Source organism: Marinobacter sp. DS40M6, assembly GCF_028581595.1.
Classification (GTDB): Bacteria; Pseudomonadota; Gammaproteobacteria; order Pseudomonadales; family Oleiphilaceae; genus Marinobacter; species Marinobacter salarius.
The window spans coordinates 115,979-134,040 of record NZ_JAFCAE010000009.1; the positions used below are offsets into that span (position 1 = coordinate 115,979).

The window sequence follows — 18,062 nt, forward strand, 5'->3', positions numbered from 1 at the left end:
ATGGTCAGGGCCTTGATGTGGCCGGCTGGCGATGGCGATTGTTCTGTCGGTTGGTACCTGATTTTGCATCGCTGTGCCGCGTGCTCTTACGTCGTTTCGGGGGCTGGTCTGCCGGCAGGCGAAGCTGACCCTCGAAAACGCTGGCCGTCGGGCCTTCCATCATAACAGGGGCCCCCTCACCCTGCCATTCGATGACCAGGCGCCCGCCTTTCAGCTCGACGTCCACCCGGCTGTCCAGCAGCCCTCGCAGGCAGCCGGCGACCACCGCCGCACAGGCGCCACTGCCGCAGGCCATGGTTTCGCCGGAACCACGCTCGAACACCCTCAGGCGAACGCGGGTCCGGTCAATAATCTGCAGGAACCCGATGTTGGCCCGCGCCGGGAACCGCGGATGGCTCTCAAGCCTGGGGCCAAACTCGCCTACCGGGGCGGTATCCACGTCATCCACCAATAGCACCCCATGGGGATTGCCCATGGAGACGGCACTGAGTTCCACGGTATCACCGCCGAGTTCCACCGTGTACACGTCCTTGCGGCGGTCGGCAGCGAACGGGATGGCCGGAGGATTGAGTTCAGGAACCCCCATATCGACGGTGACCATGCCTGCACGTCCGACTCTCAATTCGATAACGCCCTTGGCGGTCTGAACCCGGATCACCTTCTTGTTGGTCAGGCGCTGGTCGCGGACAAAGCGGGCAAAACAGCGGGCCCCGTTGCCGCACTGCTCGACTTCCGAGCCATCGCTGTTGAATATACGGTAGCGGAAGTCCACGTCGGGCAGTCCCGGAGGTTCAACCACCAGCAACTGATCGAAGCCAATGCCGAAATTCCGGTCGGCCAGTTCGCGGATCATCTCCGGGCGCAGGCGAAAGGGCTGGCTGATGGCGTCCACCACCATGAAGTCGTTCCCAAGACCGTGCATCTTGGTGAAGTTAAGCATTGGGCCCTGATTGCGCCGGGACTGACTCATCTCCGCCTCTCCACTCATTCCGGCAAACAGCTTTCTGGGCCAAGCTGTTCTTCCAGGGTTTCCCGCCGACGCACAATGTGCACCTGTTCACCATCAACCATCAGTTCCGGTGGACGGTTACGGGTGTTGTAGTTGGAGCTCATCACAAAACCATAGGCCCCGGCGGACCGAACCGCCAGCAAATCGCCCGCCTGGAGTCTCAGCTTGCGATCCTTGCCGAGGAAATCACCGGTCTCACACACCGGCCCAACCAGGTCCCACGCTTTCTCGTCACCGTCGTTGCGGGGCGTTACCGGGACAATGGATTGCCACGCGCTGTAGAGCGCGGGACGAATCAGGTCGTTCATTGCCGCATCTATGATGGCGAAGTTGCGATGTTCAGTGCACTTGAGGAATTCCACACGCGTCAGCAGGATGCCGGCGTTGGCGGCAATGGACCGCCCCGGCTCCATGATCAGCTCCAGCGACCGATCGCCCAGGCGTTCCGCCAGCGCGGTCACATAATCCGACGGTTGCGGCGGCTGCTCCTGATCGTAGGTGACCCCCAGGCCACCGCCCATGTCCAGATGCCGGATATTAATATTCTTTTGCGCCAGGGTATCGATCAGTTCCAACACACGGTCCAGCGCATCGAGGAAAGGTGACACCGACGTGAGCTGCGAGCCGATGTGACAATCCACACCTTGTATGTCCAGGTTTGGCATGGCGGCGGCACGCTCATAGACGGCCGGAGCTTCCGCAATGTCGATGCCGAACTTGTTCTCTTTCAGCCCCGTGGAAATATAGGGGTGGGTACCGGCGTCCACGTCCGGGTTCACACGCAGGGAAACCGGCGCCCTGACACCGAGCTCACCCGCCACTTCGTTCAGGCGATCCAGTTCGGTGTCGGACTCCACATTGAAACAGCGAACACCGGCCTCGAGGGCGCGGCGCATTTCCCAGCGCTGTTTGCCGACCCCGGAAAAGACGGTTTTCGCAGGATCCCCGCCAGCACGGATCACCCGCTCCAGTTCTCCGGCAGACACAATATCAAAACCGGCGCCGAGCCTTGCCAACACGTTCAGCACGGCGATATTACTGTTGGCCTTGACGGCGTAGCACACCAGGTGTGGCCGACCGGCAAGCGCATCATCATAGGCGCGGTAATGGCGCTCGAGGGTGGCGCGGGAATAGACATAGGCTGGCGTACCAAAACGCCGGGCAATGTCCTCAACCGCCACGTTCTCAGCGAACAATTCACCGCTGCGGTAATTGAAGTGATCCATGGATTTCCTGAGCCTGTTATCGGGGCAGCCTGCCGAACCTAATGGTCTTCAGCCGGTTCGCTGCTGTCGTGTTCGCTGGATTTCTGACTGGGTGCGGCCTGCTCGGTTGCGGCATCGTCACTGGCAGGTGCCTGACGATACAACGGCCCCTTCTGGCCACACCCAACCAGAAACACGACCATCACCAGCAGGAACGTAAGTGTCTGTCCTGGCTTCATGGGTAGCTGCCCCCGTTGTCTGTATGCACGCAGTATACCTGAGTGAGGCCGCGCCCGGCGAGATGCTACCACCCACGATTCCGGATACTACAGATGCCGGTTCAGCAAATCTTCCAACTCGGTACGGTAGTAGAGATACTGGATGGTCTGGATATGCTGCTGGTATATCTGTGGATCCAGGTCATGGGGTAGGTGAACATCCGTCAGGTAGACCGGGTAGCGCTCATCACTTTGGCGGAGCGAACGAATATAGTGGGCCACCGCGGGTATCAGCTGGTCTCCATACTCCTGGACGGTAAATTCCTGGTCGCCACAGAAAATATCGAAACGCACCTGAGAGTCACCCTCCTGAATACCGATGGCCTGCACATCCAGCCCGGGCAGGCGCACGTTGCTGTCGGCGTCCGGCCGCCTCTCCGCACGCCACTGACTGTCGCGAAGCACCATCTCATAGCACTGGACACCTGCAACATCGGTCACGGCGTCCAGTTGTCGCAACTGCCGGCGTTCAATCAGGTTCTCCAGGAATCGCAGCAAGGGCACCAGCAGGAAGCGACGATTGGTGTAACCCTGCTGCCAGCAGAACACCGATCCCAGTTCATCCACGACCCACACCTTCGCGGTCTCTCCTGTGACCCGGTAGAACACCTGAATGTTATCCGGCTCGCTGGCATGGCACACGGCGCGTAATGGCAGGTCATCCAGCAAGGCGTATTGGTCAAACACCACTGGCACGTAGGATTCCTGCGGCTTGGACAGATACGCCATCAGTGCTTCGTTGCTGTCCAGGGCCACGAATCCGGGCTCGGTGCCACTGAATTGAAGCAGGAAGTATCGCCGATCCATCTCGATGACGTAACGCAGGGGATGAGGGCCGACACCACCGGCGAAGAAATAACGCATCACGTCCATGAACAGCTCGCGTACGCGCCGGGCTATGGCGGCTCCGTGGCCTGAGCTGTGGCTATGAACCATGATGTCCGGCAACCGGTCCGGAGCGTTGGCGACTGATGCCAGCACGTTTTTGAGGCACTGCACCAGCGTGTCTCCGGCAGCGTAGTGCTGCAAACTCACCTCGTGCCAGCTATTGAAGGTGACCTGGTCAATGGTATTCACCAGGTTTTCCCGTCCACCGCTGAAGCCCAGTGAATCGTGACGGGCGCTAAGCTTGTGCAAGCCCCGCTCGGTCAGATAGGCCTGAGGGTCGACCCCGACATTGACAAACAGCAGGTTGCGCAGCGGGTGCACACCCCGGGAAAGCGCCTCCCGGCCAGCCGGCTCCACCGGGAATGGCAGGAACGCACCAAGTGCATCCAGCATTTCCCGCAGTTCTGCCACCGAGGCAATGCTGCTGCCGGCTCGCACATTCAACCGTGTGGCCCGGGTCAGCAAGCCGTTGTAATAGCCCCACACCAACAGTTCACTGAGATTGCCCGAACGGCGTATGACCGGTTGCCAGAGCGCATCTGACGGGTCCTCAAGATCACGGTATAGCAACCAGCCGTCGTGACCAGCCGAACCACCCTGTTCCGACTGGTGATGGAACGCAAGATTCTCTTCTGCCAGGGAGGGGGCTAGCCCGGGGTTGATCTGCTCTACCTTCCCGGCCTTACGCTGAAACGCCGCATACAACTTACGCCCCAGCAGGTTCATGTCATTGCTGGTGATGGCCGCACGGGTGCCATGATCCCGAGCCAGCCGAGACAACAGCCGGTAGCTGTGGGTCAACTCGGCCACCACGGCCCGCCGAAGGGTGACCACGTCCTCTGCGCGCCAGCGGATCCGGTTGTCCAGGTTTTTCAACTCAGCAGCCGACCAGCCCCAGGAGTCCACCAGGGCCTGCAACAGCCTGGCTCTCCAGCCTGAGAGGGTCTGTGCCGAACGGGTAAGCGGCAGGCCTGCCTTGAGATAAAGGCTCTGACGCACCAGGACCAGGCGTTGGGGGGCATCTTCTTCAAGCAGCCACTGCTCAAGGCGTTCGTAAAGCAGTACGTAGGGATCGAGCCGGTCAGGGTTGGTTTCACCGGAATACACCGCCGCCTTGAAGACCCGGGACAGCAGTGGTTTCTCATCGCTCTCTTGGCTCTCATTACTACGGGCATAACACTCGATCAGCAGCAGCTTGAGGATCGACTTCCAGGGCATGTCGATGCCTTTGTACAACTGCCAGACTCCAGCCCCCAGAAACTCTTCCTGCGGTATCGAGGACACGGGGCCGAAATCAATGTACTCATCACCCCGGATAAAACGGCAGTCAATCAGCTGCCGGGCGCACTCGTCATAGCGTCGCTCATCCTCCACGGGGACCAGCCACCACAATGGATAACGGCCGCCAAGATGAATGCTCGTGCGGTAGAATTCGTCCAGCAGCAAATAATGCTGTGAACTGCCGCAGTTTTCCCCGGTCACTTCCGCTCGCTGCCTTCCGGCACGCCAGTCAGCGGCGGAAAACACAAACACATGAAGCTCAACCCCCAGGCTTTCGGCCCAGATGGACAGACTTTGAGCCTTACGTTCCAGGCAACGCACGCCCCGCTCCGAGAGATCCGGGCGATGACACAGCCAGATATCCAGATCACTGGCCACCGAATGGCCCAGGGTCCCGGGGCTGCCCATCAGGAAGAGGGCTTCCAGGTCTGGTTTTCTGCGCCCCTCGTCCTTGAGTGAAAAGGTTCTTGCCAGGCGCCGGGCAGCGTTCAGCGTGGACTCAGGGGGCCGATAGTGGCTCAGTCCGTAAGGGCAGTCGCTGTCGAGATAGCCGGGCAAAGCCGGGTGATTAAGATGGAACACCAGTGGCAACACTTCAAGGACAGCCTGTTGCCGATAGGTCAGGGCCGAATGGGCACGATCCCAGCGCTCCCGGTTGACAGCCATGAACCGGTCCCGCAGCCGGCGCAGCGTTTTTCGGTCTATACCCTCATCAAAGTCCAGGGCAATAGGAGCGGTTTGGATGGTCAAGGCGACTCCGCGGGAGAGGTTCTTTCCGATACCATTATCAGTATGATGACCGAATCGTGGCAAAATCGGCAAAAAAATAAAAGCGGGAGAACATTAGCACGCTCCTGCCACAACCTGGCTGAGGCTTTTCCGTCGTGAAAGAATTCTTTATCCGTCGAGACCGTTCCGACACCCCCCAGGGTGCCGAACGTCGAACCCTGATCCGCATCAACGACGACGGCGTGATCCTGTTCGCTGATCATCACGCCGAGGCAGTGTTGGGCTACGACGCCAGCGAACTGGAGGGTCGCAAGGTTCAGTGCATCCTGGCCGCACGCCAGGACGATCCCTTTGCACCGGCCCATCGCCACCGAATTGATAATGGCGAGTCGATACTGATCACCTTCCGCCACAAAGAAGGCTTTTTCTTCACAGCGGGTCTCAGCCTGCGCATGGACATTCGCGATTCCGACCAGGCCGCCAGCGCATTTATAAGCCAGCGGGACCATTCCCCCATCGACCACCGCCTGATTCGGCTGACTGAAACTTCGGCCGGCGTTGGCATCTGGGAGCTGGACCTCCACAGCAATGAGCTGATCTGGACGGACGGCATGTATCATTTGCTGGAATTAAGACCCGGTAGCGAAATCACGCCCGAACAGGCACTTTTCTACTGCCAGTCCAGCCAGGGCAGGATACGCGCCCTGTTCCGTCGCTGCATCCGCACCGGGCAGCCCTTCTCCCTGACGCTGGATCTGATAACCGCGCGACAGAACGTTCGCCAAGTGACGTTGACGGGCCGGGCCCTGAAAGCCGGCGAACGGATACAGCGACTGGGCGGAACGCTGGTTGACCACACGCCTGAGCGCAATCACACCCTCGCCCGCCAGCAGGCGGAGCAAATGCTTGGCGCCACGATCAACGCCACCAACGACCTGGTGGTCGCCGTTGATCGCCAGCTAAACCTGTTGCATTTCAACCGCGCCTTCAGTCGCCAGTTCGAGATTACCTTCGGCCTCCGGCCGGAATCCGGAAGCAACCTGAGCGCCGTATTGCAGGGCTTCCCCAACGAACGACGGCTTATCGAGCGACTCTGGCACCGCGCCTTCGAACGCGACAGCTTCGTGGTGGAAATGCCCATGGCGCAGCAGCACCGGGAGCTGCCCCTGTACGAGATCCACTATCAACGCCTGACTAATGACCAGGGCGACGTGATTGGCGCCGTTCATGTGGCCCGGGACATCAGCGACCGCCTGCAGAATTCCTCCAGCAGCGAATACCGCGTCCAGCATGATCCGGTCACCGGCCTGATGAACCGCAAAGCCTTCCTGGGCCGCCTGCAACGAACACTGGAGCAGAAGCCACGGCGGGAGAGCAGTGACAGCCTGCTCTATCTCGACCTGGATGGGTTTGACCACTTCAACGACATCGCCGGCAGCGGCACCTGCGACCGTTACCTGCGTGAGCTGGCCGGCAATCTCGGGGTCAAGATCCGACAGCGGGATGCGCTGGCACGACTGGCCGGCGACACCTTCGCCCTGCTGATCGAAAACTGCCCCGAAGCGCGCGCCCGCAAGATTGCCGACAGCATTCTCGAGCTGATCGGCGGCTTCGTGTTCCACTGGCAGGACAAGCAGTTACAGACAACGGCCAGTGGCGGCCTGCTATTTCTGGACGACGACGCGCCCACCGATTCCGAACAACTGCTGACCCAGGCGGCTGACCTGTGCCACACCGCAAAAACGTCCGGTCGCAACCGGATTCATGCCGCCCGGGCCATGTCCCTGTCGCTGGACGAGGGCACGGCCAACGAGGTGCTGGCACAAATCCAGCAGGCACTCGACAGCGGCTACCTGAAGCTTGAATACCAATCGCTGCGCCCCGTGGCCAGCGTTACGTGGGGCGACCACATCGAAATACTGACCCGGATTCCCGGTGAGACGCCTGACAGCCCTCCCCTGACCCCGGACGCTTTCCTGCCCGTTGCCGAACGATTTGACCTGGCCAAGCGCCTGGATCGCCAGGTGATCCGTCAGACCCTGGCCTGGCTCGAACAGCACCGTCTGCTGGAGCCGCGCCTCAAGTACTGCGGCTTCAACCTGTCCCTGGCGAGCGTACTGGATGACTCGTTTGCGGACTTTATGGAAGCCGCACTGAAAGGATCACCCTTTGCCCCGGAATGCTTCTGCCTGGAGATAAGGGAAGCCCACGCCACCCAGTATCCGGACGATGTCGCGGTGCTGTGCGACAGCCTGCACCGCATTGGCTGCCGGGTAGCGCTGGATGGTGCGGGAGCGTCGGTGGAAAGTTATGGCCTGGCGGCGAAACTGCCGGTGGACATCATCAAGCTGGACCACAAGATCATGCAGCACCTGAGCGACGATCCGGTGCAGCAGGTAATGGTAGAGGCGCTTCATAAAATAGCGGAAGCCTCGGGCAAGGTGACGGTCGCCACCTTCATTGAGAACGACGACACCCTCCGAAAGGTACGAACCCTCGGCATTCACTACGGCCAGGGCTTCCGCCTCTACCGGCCACGCCCACTTGATGAGCTGAAACCGGTGGAGGTTACCCTGACCACGGGGAAGATCGGCGGCTAGCTAGAGCGCCTTGCGCGCGCGTGCGACTGCCGCGCGCACCTGCTTCGGCGCGGTGCCGCCAAGGTGATCACGCGCCTGCACGGAGCCTTCCAGCGTCAGCACATCGAACACGTCTTCGCCAATGACGTCGGAGAAGCGGGTGAGCTCTTCCGTGGTCATCTCCGAGAGGTCACGCCCTTCGGCAACGCCAAACGCAACCGCTTTGCCCACGATTTCATGGGCATCGCGGAAAGCCACGCCCTTCTTGACCAGATAGTCCGCCAGATCAGTTGCGGTGGAGAATCCCCGCTTGGCCGCCACGCGCATGTTGTCGGCCCGCGCTTCGATGGCCGGGATCATATCCGCGTAAGCCTTGAGGCAGCCTTTCACGGTGTCCACGGTATCGAACAACGGCTCCTTGTCCTCCTGATTGTCCTTGTTATAGGCCAGCGGCTGGCTCTTCATCAGCGTCAGCAAACTGATCAGGTGGCCGTTCACCCGGCCGGTCTTGCCGCGTACCAGCTCGGGCACGTCCGGATTCTTCTTCTGGGGCATGATCGACGACCCGGTGCAGAAACGGTCCGGCAGGTCGATGAAATCAAACTGGGCAGAGGTCCACAGTACCAGTTCCTCGCTGAAGCGCGACAGGTGGGTCATCAACAGGGCGGCAAAGCTGCAGAATTCGATGGCGAAATCCCGGTCACTCACGGAATCCAGGGAATTCTCACTGGCCCGATCAAAGCCCAGCAGTTTTGCAGTGATACCGCGATCAATCGGATAGGTTGTGCCCGCCAGCGCCGCAGCACCCAGGGGCATCACATTCACACGCTTGCGGCAGTCCTGCAGGCGCTCGGCATCCCGCACCAGCATTTCGTACCAGGCCAACAGGTGATGACCGAAGGTAACCGGCTGAGCGGTCTGCAGGTGGGTGAATCCCGGCATGATAGTCTCGGCCTCGCGCTCGGCCAGATCCAGCAGGCCGGCTTGCAGGCGCCGAAGCTCTTCGGCGATGACGTCGATTTCGTCGCGCAGGTAGAGGCGAATATCTGTGGCCACCTGGTCGTTACGGCTGCGACCGGTGTGCAGCTTCTTGCCCGTAATACCAATCCGATCCGTCAGCCGTGCTTCAATGTTCATGTGCACGTCTTCCAGACTGACCGACCACTCGAAGGTGCCGGCCTCAATGTCCGCCTTGACGGCTTTCAGGCCGTCAATAATAGTGTCACGCTCTTCCACAGTCAGCACACCCACTTCCGCCAGCATGGTGGCATGGGCAATGGACCCGGTAATATCGTGATGGTATAGGCGCTGATCAAAGCCCACGGAAGCGGTGAAACGCTCCACAAAGGCATCGGTGGGTTCGGTGAAACGACCGCCCCAGGGTTTCTCGGCGCTCTTGTTCTGATCCGTCATGGTCTATCTTTCCTGCTGACAGCCCGGCATCATTCTGCGGGAATGGGTAAATGGAATATCGCAGGATTATAGCATTCCGCGGCGCCCAGTTGCCCTCCCCTAATCAGGAACAGGAATCAGGAACAGGTCCAATGGCCGCAAGACACAACAGGGAACGCCCAGCCCAGGCAGTCGCGGACAGCGACGCCGATTTCTATGTGCCGGACCTGTGCCGGGTCAGGGCCGTTTTCCTGCTGGTGGTCACCAGTGAACTGCTGGTGCTGGTGCTGTCCATCGTTCAGGCCGAAAGCCACTGGATTGACTGGAACTACTTCGGCCTGCTGTCCCTGTTCGTGCAATGGACGGTGCTGACCAGCGCCGCCCTGATCTGCCCCATGCGGCGCTGGCTCTCACGGCTGACAGTTACCCGTGCCACCACAGTGATTGTTACCATCGTGATGCTGGATGTGCTGGCCTTCAGCCTCTTCGCAGACAGCGTGCTCCACCCGCAACCCGGCCTCGAAGCCTGGCAGGGCGTGGCCAAGAAACTGCTGCTGGCGCTGTTGATCACACTGATGGTGCTGCGATACTTCTACCTGCAGTTCCAGTGGCAACAACAGCGGGAGTCAGAAATGCAGGCCCGGCTGACCGCCCTGCAGGCACGAATCCATCCACACTTCCTGTTCAACAGCATGAACACCATTGCCAGCCTGATTGTCGTTAACCCGGAACGGGCCGAAGACGCCGTGCTGGATCTGTCCGAACTGTTCCGCGCCAGCCTGCGCACCGGTGACCGCCTGATTCCTCTGAGCGCCGAACTGGACCTGTGCAAACGCTACCTGGCCATTGAAAAGCTGCGTCTGGAAGACCGGCTGACACTGGAATGGCATATCGAAGATGGACTGGAACAACAGGCCATCCCTCCCCTGACCCTCCAGCCACTGGTCGAAAACGCCATTTATCATGGCATTCAGCCCCGTCCGAACGGAGGTACCGTAAAGGTTGAGGCCTACCGCAAGGGCCCCTCGGTCTACCTGATGGTGCAGAACCCGCGCCCGGATTCTGACCAGGGTAGCCACGAAGGCAACCGAATGGCGCTGGCCAACATTCAGTCCCGCCTGCACGCTCTGTTCGGTGAGCCCGCCGTGCTGAAACACAGCCACCAGAATGATATCTATACTGTCACTCTCCGGCTGCCATGGCAGACAGCGAGTGGCAACGGAAAACCGGCAACAGGGAGCAAGTAGGCAAGCATGGGCGACAACAATCACCGCAGCGTACTGATTGCCGACGACGAACCTCTGGCCAGGGAGCGCATACGCCGACTGGTGGAGGCGTTGCCTGGCTACAATGTCTGTGACGAGGCTGGCGACGGCGACGAAGCACTGGAGAAAACCGCGCGCCTGGCGCCGGACATCCTGCTGCTCGATATCCGCATGCCGGGTACCGATGGCATGGAAGCCGCCCGACGGATGGCTTCGCTGGAGGCCCCTCCGGCCATCATCTTCTGCACCGCTTATGATCATTACGCCATCCAGGCGTTCGATGTACACGCGGTGGCCTACCTGCTCAAACCGGTACGTCGTGAAGCGCTGGCTGACGCCCTCAATCGGGCTGGCCGAGTCAACCGGGTGCAATTACAGGCACTGACTGAAAAACAATCGGGTACGGATGAACAGCTGGCCATCCGCACCCACCGCGGGACTGAACTGATCGACATCCAGGGCATTCTGTACTGCGAAGCCGATCAGAAATACGTCACCATCCATCACCTGCGCGGCGAAACCGTCACCGATTACACCCTGAAAGAACTGGAAAGCACCTACTCGCAATACCTGCTGCGAATTCACCGACACACCCTGGTAGGCGTGCGCTATATCCGAGCGCTGCTGAAACAACGGGATGGCCAGAACCTGATTGATCTGACAGACCAGCACGGGCAACTGCCCGTGAGCCGGAGACACGCCGCCTCTGTACGGCAGTGGCTAAAGGAGCATCGCCCCGGGTAGCCTGGGCGCTCAACATTCGGCTCCACAATTTGCCTCACAAAGAGTACCCTTGGCGTACCATTTTTCAGATCCGGCAACGTACACCATGTCAAAACGAACCCTTCGCATTGCAACCCGCAGCAGCGCACTGGCGTTGTGGCAGGCGGAATTTATCAAGTCTGAACTGGAGCGGCTCCACGACAACGTGACCGTGGAACTGGTCAAGATCAAAACCCAGGGCGACAAGATCCTGGATGTGCCGCTGGCCAAGATTGGCGGCAAGGGTCTGTTCGTCAAGGAACTGGAAGAGGCCATGCTGGCAGGCAGTGCCGACCTGGCGGTGCACTCCATGAAAGATGTGCCGATGGAGTTTCCGGAAGGGCTGGGGCTGGTGGCCATCTGTGAGCGGGAAGACCCCACCGATGCGTTCGTCAGCAATGACTACGATAACGTGGACGCCCTGCCCCACGGCGCCGTAGTCGGCACTGCCAGCCTGCGCCGGGAAGCCCAGTTGCGTGCCTACCGGCCCGACCTGGAAATCCGCACCTTGCGTGGCAACGTCAACACCCGCCTGGCAAAGCTGGATGCCGGCGATTACCAGGCCATCGTCCTGGCCAGCTCCGGGCTCAAACGCCTCGGTTTCCATGACCGTATCCGCTACTGCCTGCCAGACAGTATATCCCTGCCTGCCGTGGGCCAGGGTGCGCTTGGCATCGAATGCCGCCTCGATGATGCCGAACTGATCGCCATGCTGGAGCCCCTGGATCATCGCGACAGCTCGGACCGAGTGAAAGCGGAACGGGCCCTGAACCGGCGATTGCAGGGCGGCTGCCAGGTACCCATCGCGGCCTACGCGTTGCTGGAAGACGATGACATGCTCTGGCTTCGGGGACTCGTGGGCGCTGTCGACGGCACCCAGGTATTCCGCGTTGAAGGCCGCGCGCCCCGCAGCGAAGGCGAGCGCCTTGGACGCGAACTGGCGGAAGACCTACTCGCACTGGGTGCAGACAAGGTACTGGCTGACATCTATGGCCACACCCCAACCTGATTCGCTACCCCTTGAGGGCCGGCGGATACTCATCTGCCGGCCACAACCGGAAGCCGACCGGCTGGCCTCGCGCTTTTGCGATGCCGGCGCCGATGCGCGGGTCATGCCGCTTATCGCCCGCGAGCCGCTCCCGGAAGACCCCGCAACCCGCACGCTGATCCTCAACCTGGACGAGTTCGCCCACGTCATTGCCGTCAGCCCCTATGCCGCCGCCTTGCTGCTCGACTGGCTGGACGAGTGGTGGCCCCAGACACCCACCGACATCCACTGGTACGGCGTCGGGGCAGGAACCGCCACGGTGCTGAGCAACTATGGCCTGGAAACGCGGCAACCGGAAACCGGCCACACCAGCGAAGATTTGCTACAGTTGCCGGAGCTGGCCACACTGGAGCACCAAAAGGTTCTGGTGGTGCGCGGACAGGAAGGCCGGGAACTGATCCCGCAAACCCTGGAACGCAGAGGCGCGCGAGTCACCGTGCTGCCCCTTTATCGTCGCTTCTGTCCCGACTATGATAAAGCGACGCTGAACGCGATGCTGAACGACTTTTCCCCCGAGGCCATCGTCACACTGTCGGGAGAAACATTGAACAATCTCATCGCACTCAGTGACAATACCGGCCATAATCTTGAAAACACTTTACTGGTTGTCCCCGTTGAGCGGATTGCCGAACAAGCACGTCTGGCCGGCCTCCGGCGAACGTGTATACCAGGAAGCCTTGCCGATAGCTCGATTGTGGCTGCAGTTGCAGAACAACTTGCCAGCCTGGACGGAGGCTCCGGAAACACCAAGTAAGGATGCCCGTGACAGAATCAAACGCACAACTGCCTGCCCCGATCGAAAAGCATCAGCAAACACGGCAAAAACTGTGGCCCCTCTGGATCATTACACTACTGGCGCTCGCCCTGGCCGTTGCCCTGGCTCTTTGGAGCTGGCAGCAATGGAACAACTACCAGGCACTGCAACAGTCCATCACCGATCTGGAGAGTGACACCGAGCAACTGGACCGGATGTACGGCCAGACCGGCAGTGAGCAGAGCCGTCGCCTGCAGGCGCTGGAAGACAAGCTGTCTGAACAGCGTGAACTGATCGCGACCCAGCAACGGCAGATCGACCACAACGCCCGTGAACTGCTGGAGGCCGGAAGCCGCACTCGTACTGACTGGCTGCTGGCCGAGGCGGAATATCTGCTGAGGGTGGCCAACCAGAGGCTCATGATCGAAAAGGACATTCGCGGAGCCTTGGCGGCACTGGAATCCGGTGATGAAGTTCTGGCGGAATCAGACGATATCGGCGTTTACCCGGTTCGCCAGCAACTAGCCAAGGAAATCCTGGCGCTCAAGGGCATTGTCGATGTCGACCGCACCGGGCTCTACCTGAAACTGGAAGCGGCTATCGACAGCATCCACCAACTGACAGACAGTGCACTGATTCATGATCGCGCCCCAGGATTTGTCAGTAGCGGCGAGAACCCGGAAGCCGATGCTTCCGGGCAGGGCCTGGTTGCCGAGGGATGGCACAAGGTCAAGCAAACCCTGTCTCAGGTGGTTGTGGTCCGCAGGCTCGATGAGCCGGTCAAACCCCTGCTGTCTCCGGAGCAAAGCGCCTATGCACGGCTCAATCTGCAGTTGATGCTGGAAGAAGCCGAGCTGGCCGTACTTCGCGGTCATCAACAGCTCTACTCACGCTCCCTGACCAAAGCCAGCAATGCCATCAATAATTGGTACGACAGCAGCAACACCCGCATCATCGCGCTCTCGCAGACCCTGGAGGAACTCTCACAAAAGAACGTTGATCCGGAACTGCCAGACATCAGCCGCTCACTGGAACTGCTCAAGGCACGACTGGCCGGTCGACTGGACAACGGAGAGGCCGAAAAGAATGGCAGCAACGGTGAACAGGGAGACGCATCATGATCCGCATTTTGCTGATCATCCTGGTCGCCTTACTGCTGGGCACCGGGCTTGCGCTGGGGTTGCAGTACGACCTTGGCTACATCCGCATCAGCCTGGGCAACTATCTGATTGAAACCAATTTCTGGATTGGTCTGGCGTTGCTGGTACTGCTGGTGGCAGCCTCCGTGCTAACCATCAATCTGTTCCGTCGACTGCGCCATGGCACCGGCATGGTCGCCGGCTGGCTGGCCCGCAGCAATGAACGCCGAGCCCGGCGCCGAACCACTCAGGGGCTGCTGGCCCTGGCGGAGGGTAACTGGCCACGTGCCCGCAAGCTGCTCACTTCTTCAGCAGAGCACGCGGACACGCCACTGATCAACTACCTGGCAGCGGCCCAGGCCTCGTTTGAATCCGGCGATCACGAGGCCGTTGACGAACTGTTGCGCAAGGCCTTTGAAAGCACCCCGGGCTCCGACATGGCCGTGGGCATTACTCAGGCCCAACTGCAACTGGCGGGCAACCGACTGGAGCAGGCCCTGGCAACCCTGGTGCGGCTGCGCAAGCAGGCGCCCCACCATCCGTTTGTACTCAAGTTGCTGAAAAACACCTATGTGCGCCTGGAAGACTGGCGTGAGCTGTCCCGCCTGTTGCCGGAAATCCGCAAGCGCAACCTGATGGAGAGTGAAGAACAAGGCGACCTGGAACGCCTGGTTTGGCAAAACCTTCTGCAGCGTGCCGCAGAGGAGTGCCGCCGCCACTCGGGTGAGCCTTCAGCGTCCCTTGAGCCTCTCACCAAACTTTGGGATGAGCTGCCAGGGTTTCTCCGCCGTGACGAACACACCATTCGGGAGTATGCCCGGCTGCTTGCCGATCTGGGCGACGAAGCCCAGGCTGAAACCCTGCTGAGGAAAGTCCTGCGCAATCACTGGGGTGATGAACTGGTCAATCTGTATGGCCGCGTAAAAGGCCTGAAGCCGGATGAGCAGTTGCTGGTAGCGGAGCAGTGGCTGAAGGATCGTCCCAACAATGCAGAGCTGCTGTTGGCACTCGGCCGTCTGAGCCTGCGCAACGAGCTCTGGGGCAAGGCGCGGGAGTATTTCGAAACCAGCCTTCGGCTACGCCGCAGCCGTGAAACCATGGCCGAGCTGAGCCGCCTGAATGCTCACATGGGCGAGGGTGAGAACAGTGTGAAGCTGTTGATGCAGGGATTGGTTAACGATAGTGGGTTGCCGGATTTGCCGATGCCCAAGGCCTGAGGGGCTGGCCCCGGGTCTCAACCTCTCGGGGCGTATTCCAGTACATCGGAGAAAAATGCTTCCTGCGGCAACCCCACCTCCAGTAACGCATCCATCAAGGTATAGACCATCGTCGGCGAGCCGCTGGCGTGAACTTCCACGTTGCTCCAGTCCATGCCCGACGCCAGCACGGTTCGCACCAACTGGTCGTGGTGGCCACTCCACTCGTTGTCTTCGTCATCCCCTACCACGGGCAGGAAGGTAAAGGGCGGCCATTCTTCCTGCCACTGCTGGGCCAGGGATCGCAGGTACATATCCTCGTGGCGGCGAACGCCCCAGTAGAACTTCACAGGCTTGTCGTAAGACGTGTTCTGCAGGTAGTCCACCAGGCTCTTCATTTGGGCAAACCCCGTTCCGGCGGCGACCAGCAACAGCGGTTTGTCCGGCGCGGACGCCAGGCACGCGCGGCCGTGGGGTAATTCAACGGTCACCTCTCCGCCAGAGGTCAATGCATCAATCACTTTCTGTGCAGACACCCACTCCGGTGTCGCCTGAATGTGCAGCTCAATCAATTCTTCAGACGGACTGCTGGCGATGGAAAAATAACAGGGGTCTGTATCCGGCAGATTCACGGACAGGTACTGGCCGGCGTGAAACGACAGTTCCCGGCGACGGGGCAGTTGCAGTTCCACACGGTAAACATCGTGGCTGATGGAACGAACGTCCACCACCTTTGCCTGGAACTTGCGAGGCTGGTTGTCTCCGGCTGCCATAACGGCGTCTATCTCCAGTTCAAGGTCACTGAGCGCCAGGGTGCGACACATCATCAGTCGCCCGGTGACCGGAATTGTGTGTTGATTGCGGGTATTCAGGGCCTCGCCACTGACCAGGCGAGCCTCACAGAGCTCGCACACGCCATTGCGACAGGCGGCGGGAACCGCAATGCCCGCCCTGCCGGCTGCCGTAAGCAGCGTCTCGTCGGCGGCTGCGGCAAAGGACAATACCGCCGGCACGAGTTGAATACGACATTCACGGCTGGCCATATCAATCGGGGCGATCGGATGAAACTTCAATCCCCAGGCTGTCCCAGATGTCGTCCACACGCCTTTTGACGTCGTCGGACATGGTGATGGGCGTGCCCCACTCCCGATCGGTTTCGCCCGGCCATTTGCTGGTGGCATCCATCCCCATTTTCGAGCCCAGCCCGGACACCGGCGAAGCGAAGTCCAGGTAGTCGATGGGAGTGCTCTCAACCAGCGTGGTATCCCTGGATGGGTCCATGCGGGTGGTCATGGCCCAGATCACGTCTTTCCAGTCCCGTGCGTTTACGTCGTCGTCGGTAACGATCACAAACTTGGTGTACATGAACTGCCGCAGGAATGACCATACTCCCATCATCACCCGTTTGGCATGGCCGGGGTACTGTTTCTTCATGGTCACCACTGCAAGACGGTAGGAGCACCCCTCGGGAGGCAGGTAAAAATCCACAATCTCGGGGAACTGCTTCTGCAGGATGGGAATGAAGACTTCGTTCAGTGCCACACCCAGAATGGCGGGCTCATCGGGTGGGCGGCCAGTGTAGGTACTGTGGTAAATCGGGTCCTTGCGGTGCGTCACCCGCTCCACGGTGAACACCGGGAATTCATCCACTTCGTTGTAATAACCGGTATGGTCCCCGAACGGGCCTTCCGGCGCTACGTCGTCCGGATAGATGAACCCTTCCAGCACAATCTCGGCACTGGCCGGCACCTGCAGATCGCTGAGACCACACTGCACCAATTCAGTTCTTCCACCGCGGAGCAGGCCAGCAAAGGCGTATTCCGATAACGAATCCGGCACCGGCGTCACCGCACCCAGGATGGTCGCCGGGTCCGCCCCAAGGGCAACGGCCACAGGATAGGGTTTACCCGGGTTGGCTTTCTGGAACTCCTGAAAATCCAGCGCACCTCCACGATGGCTCAGCCAGCGCATGATCAGCCGGTTACGGCCAATGACCTGTTGCCGGTAAATACCAAGATTCTGGCGTTCTTTATGGGGCCCACGGGTTATCACCAACGGCCAGGTCACCAAAGGCCCTGCGTCCCCGGGCCAGCAGTGCTGAACCGGTATCTGGTACAGATCCACCTGGTCCTTTTCGATCACCACGTCCTGGCAGGGCGCCGAGCGAAGCACTTTGGGGCTCATACGCATCACTTGCCTGAACAGCGGCAGTTTCTCGATGGCGTCTTTGAAGCCCTTGGGAGGATCGGGCTCTTTCAGGAAGGCGAGCAGCTTGCCGATGTCCCGCAGCGCGGTCACGCTGTCTTGCCCCATGCCCATGGCCACGCGTTTCGGCGTACCAAACAGGTTGGCCAGCACGGGCATGTCGTAGCCTTTGGGGTTCTCGAACAACAACGCGGGGCCACCTGCCCGCAGCGTGCGGTCGCAGATCTCGGTCATTTCCAGGTGGGGATCGACTTCCACTGAAATACGCTTCAGCTCTCCCAACTTTTCAAGCTGGCCTATGAAGTCTCTCAGGTCGTTGTATTTCATCGGCT

At 60.3% G+C, this 18,062-nt stretch carries 14 protein-coding genes; 7 read left to right on the plus strand and 7 right to left on the minus strand.

The window, feature by feature from the left end; translation table 11 throughout:
* Positions 1–4: 4 nt before the first annotated feature.
* From dapF to JJO78_RS19355, 4 genes are all read right to left on the minus strand, one after another.
* On the minus strand, positions 5–970 hold the full coding sequence (dapF, locus tag JJO78_RS19340; RefSeq protein ID WP_052479657.1) for a diaminopimelate epimerase: 966 nt from the start codon (positions 968–970) through the stop codon (positions 5–7).
* Between the two features lie 14 nt (positions 971–984).
* Complete coding sequence (gene lysA, locus JJO78_RS19345) at positions 985–2,235, minus strand: diaminopimelate decarboxylase (RefSeq protein WP_085681690.1); 1,251 nt, start codon at positions 2,233–2,235, stop codon at positions 985–987.
* A 38-nt stretch (positions 2,236–2,273) separates the two neighbouring features.
* Positions 2,274–2,453, minus strand: coding sequence for an LPS translocon maturation chaperone LptM (lptM, locus tag JJO78_RS19350; protein WP_041332617.1), 180 nt, complete (start codon positions 2,451–2,453; stop codon positions 2,274–2,276).
* 87 nt (positions 2,454–2,540) lie between these two features.
* Positions 2,541–5,411 (minus strand): class I adenylate cyclase, encoded by a 2,871-nt coding sequence (locus JJO78_RS19355; protein ID WP_273624467.1) that lies wholly within the window; start codon positions 5,409–5,411, stop codon positions 2,541–2,543.
* A gap of 134 nt (positions 5,412–5,545) precedes the next feature.
* On the opposite strand from JJO78_RS19355, the gene JJO78_RS19360 reads away from it, so the two are divergent.
* The gene (locus JJO78_RS19360) at positions 5,546–7,990 is read left to right on the plus strand and encodes an EAL domain-containing protein (protein ID WP_273624468.1); all 2,445 of its coding nucleotides are present in this window, start codon (positions 5,546–5,548) and stop codon (positions 7,988–7,990) included.
* Here the strand turns inward: JJO78_RS19360 and argH are convergent, their stop codons facing one another.
* Positions 7,991–9,382, minus strand: a complete 1,392-nt coding sequence (gene argH, locus JJO78_RS19365) for an argininosuccinate lyase (protein WP_273624470.1) — start codon at positions 9,380–9,382, stop codon at positions 7,991–7,993.
* Positions 9,383–9,513: 131 nt separating this feature from the next.
* On the opposite strand from argH, the gene JJO78_RS19370 reads away from it, so the two are divergent.
* From JJO78_RS19370 to JJO78_RS19395, 6 genes are all read left to right on the plus strand, one after another.
* Positions 9,514–10,608 carry a sensor histidine kinase gene (locus JJO78_RS19370; protein WP_051946537.1) on the plus strand — a complete coding sequence of 365 codons (1,095 nt, stop codon included), beginning with the start codon at positions 9,514–9,516 and terminating at the stop codon, positions 10,606–10,608.
* 6 nt (positions 10,609–10,614) lie between these two features.
* Positions 10,615–11,370: a LytR/AlgR family response regulator transcription factor gene (locus tag JJO78_RS19375; RefSeq protein ID WP_085681696.1), complete on the plus strand. Its 756-nt coding sequence runs from the start codon at positions 10,615–10,617 to the stop codon at positions 11,368–11,370.
* An 85-nt stretch (positions 11,371–11,455) separates the two neighbouring features.
* Positions 11,456–12,397, plus strand: coding sequence for a hydroxymethylbilane synthase (hemC, locus tag JJO78_RS19380; RefSeq protein WP_036203041.1), 942 nt, complete (start codon positions 11,456–11,458; stop codon positions 12,395–12,397).
* A complete protein-coding gene (locus JJO78_RS19385) occupies positions 12,378–13,190 on the plus strand; it encodes a uroporphyrinogen-III synthase (protein WP_036203038.1) in 813 nt (270 codons plus the stop codon). Before hemC ends, JJO78_RS19385 begins: the two co-directional genes overlap by 20 nt.
* 2 nt (positions 13,191–13,192) lie before the next feature.
* Positions 13,193–14,311 (plus strand): uroporphyrinogen-III C-methyltransferase, encoded by a 1,119-nt coding sequence (locus JJO78_RS19390; RefSeq protein ID WP_036203035.1) that lies wholly within the window; start codon positions 13,193–13,195, stop codon positions 14,309–14,311.
* The gene (locus JJO78_RS19395) at positions 14,308–15,546 is read left to right on the plus strand and encodes a heme biosynthesis HemY N-terminal domain-containing protein (protein ID WP_036203032.1); all 1,239 of its coding nucleotides are present in this window, start codon (positions 14,308–14,310) and stop codon (positions 15,544–15,546) included. Before JJO78_RS19390 ends, JJO78_RS19395 begins: the two co-directional genes overlap by 4 nt.
* A 17-nt stretch (positions 15,547–15,563) precedes the next feature.
* Here the strand turns inward: JJO78_RS19395 and JJO78_RS19400 are convergent, their stop codons facing one another.
* Positions 15,564–16,568, minus strand: coding sequence for a 2Fe-2S iron-sulfur cluster-binding protein (locus JJO78_RS19400; protein WP_273624499.1), 1,005 nt, complete (start codon positions 16,566–16,568; stop codon positions 15,564–15,566).
* A 1-nt stretch (position 16,569) separates the two neighbouring features.
* Positions 16,570–18,057: a 4-hydroxy-3-polyprenylbenzoate decarboxylase gene (gene ubiD, locus JJO78_RS19405; protein ID WP_036203027.1), complete on the minus strand. Its 1,488-nt coding sequence runs from the start codon at positions 18,055–18,057 to the stop codon at positions 16,570–16,572.
* Between the last annotated feature and the right edge of the window lie 5 nt (positions 18,058–18,062).

Excerpts from the sequence above, each read along its gene's own strand:
- dapF (WP_052479657.1), bottom strand. The coding sequence starts at position 970 with ATGAGTCAGTCCCGGCGCAATCAGGGCCCAATGCTTAACTTCACCAAG.
- lysA (WP_085681690.1), bottom strand. The coding sequence starts at position 2,235 with ATGGATCACTTCAATTACCGCAGCGGTGAATTGTTCGCTGAGAACGTG.
- lptM (WP_041332617.1), bottom strand. The coding sequence starts at position 2,453 with ATGAAGCCAGGACAGACACTTACGTTCCTGCTGGTGATGGTCGTGTTT.
- argH (WP_273624470.1), bottom strand. The coding sequence starts at position 9,382 with ATGACGGATCAGAACAAGAGCGCCGAGAAACCCTGGGGCGGTCGTTTC.
- JJO78_RS19370 (WP_051946537.1), top strand. The coding sequence starts at position 9,514 with ATGGCCGCAAGACACAACAGGGAACGCCCAGCCCAGGCAGTCGCGGAC.
- JJO78_RS19375 (WP_085681696.1), top strand. The coding sequence starts at position 10,615 with ATGGGCGACAACAATCACCGCAGCGTACTGATTGCCGACGACGAACCT.
- hemC (WP_036203041.1), top strand. The coding sequence starts at position 11,456 with ATGTCAAAACGAACCCTTCGCATTGCAACCCGCAGCAGCGCACTGGCG.
- JJO78_RS19385 (WP_036203038.1), top strand. The coding sequence starts at position 12,378 with ATGGCCACACCCCAACCTGATTCGCTACCCCTTGAGGGCCGGCGGATA.
- JJO78_RS19390 (WP_036203035.1), top strand. The coding sequence starts at position 13,193 with ATGCCCGTGACAGAATCAAACGCACAACTGCCTGCCCCGATCGAAAAG.
- JJO78_RS19395 (WP_036203032.1), top strand. The coding sequence starts at position 14,308 with ATGATCCGCATTTTGCTGATCATCCTGGTCGCCTTACTGCTGGGCACC.
- JJO78_RS19400 (WP_273624499.1), bottom strand. The coding sequence starts at position 16,568 with ATGGCCAGCCGTGAATGTCGTATTCAACTCGTGCCGGCGGTATTGTCC.
- ubiD (WP_036203027.1), bottom strand. The coding sequence starts at position 18,057 with ATGAAATACAACGACCTGAGAGACTTCATAGGCCAGCTTGAAAAGTTG.